Here is a 2,623-nt window from a genome sequence, read left to right as displayed (position 1 = left end):
GCCGTGCTGGTTTGCCTGCTCGTAGATCACCTGGAAGTTGCGACCCAACTGGGTGATGAACTCCTGGCAGGCCACCGAGCCCGCACCGCCCCAGAAGTCTCCAGCGGCCAGCACATCGCGCACGATGGACTGGTGCTCGGCCTCCAACGAGGCCGCCTGGGCCCGGATCAGCGCGCCGTGGGCGTCAACATCACCGAACTGGTAGCTAATCGACATTTATCTATCCTCCTGATTGGAAAAGTTTACGCTTGCAGCGGGTTAGCTGCTCAGAATCTGCTGGCTGGCCTGCTCTTGGGTTTCGTAGTTATTGGCGTCGCGGATCAGTCCGTCGCGCACACCGTGGAGCATGTTGACGATGTTGCGGAAGGCCTGGTTCATCTGGCCCATGGTGTCGTAAGACGTCATCTGGGCAGTACCACTCCAACCGGCTCCGGCGATGTTTTGGCTCGATGCCCACATCTTGCGGGCCTCGTCCTCAACGGTTTGGGCGTGCACATCAAAACGGCCCGCCATCGCCCGCATCTCGTGCGGGTCGGTCATAAAACGCGTAGGCACTTACTTGTCTCCTTGATTGAGTAGTGATCGACTGCAACGGACGTGCTGATAGCCGGACCGGTTACCCGAGGTAACCGCCGACCTGGAACACACGGCGAATCCCCCCTTTCCCGCTACCCGGTTGCCAACACATTGGGACGGACTTCATTGCCGGCTGTTAGAGGGCGGCGGCTGCGTTGGCGGCCTCGGTGGCCGCATACGAACCGGCGCTGGTGCCCAGCGTATTCACGAACATTTCGTGAATGGCCGCTGCCTGGGCACTCACCGCCTGATACATCTGAGCGTGCGCGACGAACTGCGCCGCCGTCAGGGCCGAGACCTCGTCGGCTGCAGCCGGAACAACACCCGTCGTCGGGGCCGCCGCGGCCGCGTTTTGCGAGTTCACCGCCGAGCCGATGCCTTGCAGGCTGCCGGCCGCTGCCGACAACGCCTCCGGCTGTGTGGTTACAAACGACATTGAGCTTCCCTCCTCGGGTATTTCAGCAATACACCCGTGGACGAGGATAGACGCGCGCTCGGCTACTTGCCGCTGGTGAAACTGGGTGTTTGCAACTGTTCACCATTCGGCAACAAGTGTTCACCTTGGGTAACGGCGCAGTAACAAGCGACGCCCCGCGGGGGCTGGCCCGCGCCCTGCAGGGCTTCGTGACCTGCGCAAATTTACGGGCGTCAATCGGGCCTCGTTGTGAGGCTCGTCAGCAAGTCAGCGGCTACCAATTCAACACGGCGACAAACTTGGGCTTGCGAAGCATAAAAATCTAGCCGCGAATAAGGTCAGCGGCCGTCGTTATACATGCGTCCAGCAAAATTTTGCGCTGGGTATGCGGGCCACCGGCCTGGGCACCAAGCCTTCAACCAACTTCTGAACTTTGGGTGACCAAATGTTCTAGAAATGCCGTCGACCGTCAGCGGCAGTTAGGATCTGGGCATGCCGTTGACCAGCGGCGCGACCTTCGCTGGATATAGCGTCCTTCGACTACTTGGCTGCGGTGAGACGGGCGACGTCTACCTCGCCCAGCATCCGCGCTTACCGCAGTGGACCGCCTTGAAGGTGCTGTCTGCGACGCTCACCGAAGACCGTGAGTTCCACGACCGGTTCATGCGGGAAACACCGCTCGCCACCACGCTGTACCACCCGCACATTCTCGAAATCGAGTATCGCGGCGAGACAGACGGTCAGCTGTGGATCACCATGGACTACGTCAACGGCACCAGCGCGGCGCAGGTCATCGCTAACCGGTTCCCGACGGGGATGCCTGCGGGCGAGGTGCTGGCCACCATCACGGCCGTCGCCGACGCGCTTGACTACGCGCACAGCCGGGGCATGCTGCACCGCAACGTGAAGCCGACAAACATTCTGTTCAGCAGTCCAGCCGACGGTGAACAACAAATACTGCTCGCCGACTTCGGTCTGGCCCGTCAGCTCGGCGACCCTGATGGCGCCTCGGCGCCCGATCTCACCGGTGAAGCGGTCGCCTACGCCGCACCCGAACAATTGATGGGCGCCGAGATCGACGGACGGGCCGACCAGTATGCGCTTGCCGCTACGGCGTTCTACCTGCTCACCGGGACGCCGCCGTTCCAGCAGTCCAATCCAGTCGCCGTTATCAGCCAACATCTCACCGCGGCCCCGCCCAGCCTGCGCGATCGGCGGCCCGACCTCGCGCGCCTCGACGACATACTCGCGACCGCTCTGGCCAAAAACCCCCACGATCGCTTCCACAGCTGCCGTGCGTTCGCGGACGCGCTGAGCTACAGCGCCGGGGCCTGGACCGGTGATCGCAGTCCCGAGGCGTACCTCACCGTCGTCGACTATCCCGACGACCTGCCCGAGGCTTCCCCGACAACGGATGATTCGGCGTCGTCCGGCGGCTTCCCGGCGTGGGCGAGAACGGTCAGGGGTCTGGCGCAGCATCACGCCACCACCGGACAGCAGGCCGACGCCGACGGAGCGGGCGCACCGGCGCAGATTCGGCGCCGCCGGTGGCCTTGGGTTGTTGGGTTGGGCACCGCGGCGGCTGCGCTGTGCGTCGGGTTGCTGGGCGTCGGCATCGTGATCGGCCGAAGC

At 63.5% G+C, this 2,623-nt stretch carries 4 protein-coding genes; 1 reads left to right on the top strand and 3 read right to left on the bottom strand.

From position 1 onward, the window contains the following. The 3 genes from WBF82_RS12975 to WBF82_RS12965 all read right to left on the bottom strand — a co-directional run. A partial coding sequence (locus tag WBF82_RS12975; RefSeq protein ID WP_424383421.1) for a WXG100 family type VII secretion target occupies positions 1 to 216 on the bottom strand: 216 nt, incomplete at its 3' end. Between the two features lie 42 nt (positions 217 to 258). After that, positions 259 to 555 (bottom strand): WXG100 family type VII secretion target, encoded by a 297-nt coding sequence (locus WBF82_RS12970; protein ID WP_219067684.1) that lies wholly within the window; start codon positions 553 to 555, stop codon positions 259 to 261. Positions 556 to 712: 157 nt separating this feature from the next. After that, complete coding sequence (locus tag WBF82_RS12965) at positions 713 to 1,012, bottom strand: PE family protein (RefSeq protein WP_424080866.1); 300 nt, start codon at positions 1,010 to 1,012, stop codon at positions 713 to 715. A gap of 471 nt (positions 1,013 to 1,483) precedes the next feature. Between WBF82_RS12965 and WBF82_RS12960 the strand changes: the two genes are divergently transcribed. Beyond that, on the top strand, positions 1,484 to 2,623 hold a 1,140-nt coding region (locus WBF82_RS12960; protein WP_424383420.1), incomplete at its 3' end, for a serine/threonine-protein kinase.

Source organism: Mycobacterium sp. (assembly GCF_049673265.1).
Taxonomy (GTDB): Bacteria; Actinomycetota; Actinomycetes; order Mycobacteriales; family Mycobacteriaceae; genus Mycobacterium.
This window is presented reverse-complemented; position numbering and strand designations above follow the sequence as displayed.

Excerpts from the sequence above, each read along its gene's own strand:
- WBF82_RS12965 (WP_424080866.1), bottom strand. The coding sequence starts at position 1,012 with ATGTCGTTTGTAACCACACAGCCGGAGGCGTTGTCGGCAGCGGCCGGC.